Below are 259 nucleotides of genomic sequence, written 5' to 3'. Positions count from 1 at the left end.
CTTCCGGACGAGAAAAAGAGCGGGTATGCGCCGGTGGAGATCCCGCCGCTCCACGCCAGCGATGACGACATAGCAATTGAAGCTGAAGGCCTGACCATGCGTTTCGGCGACTTCGTCGCTGTCGACCATGTCTCATTTCGTATTCGTCGGGGCGAGATCTTCGGTTTCCTTGGATCCAACGGTTGCGGCAAGTCCACCACGATGAAGATGCTGACCGGCCTTCTGCCCGCCAGCGAAGGACGGATTTCATTGTTCGGCA

General features: G+C 57.9%; 1 protein-coding gene. It reads left to right on the top strand.

From position 1 onward, the window contains the following. Positions 1-259, top strand: a 259-nt coding sequence (locus HBA93_RS21905; protein ID WP_221724656.1) for an ATP-binding cassette domain-containing protein, incomplete at both ends; no start/stop codon positions are given.

It is taken from the genome of Ochrobactrum sp. SFR4 (assembly GCF_019730395.1).
In the GTDB taxonomy this organism is placed as follows: domain Bacteria; phylum Pseudomonadota; class Alphaproteobacteria; order Rhizobiales; family Rhizobiaceae; genus Pseudochrobactrum.
This window is presented reverse-complemented; position numbering and strand designations above follow the sequence as displayed.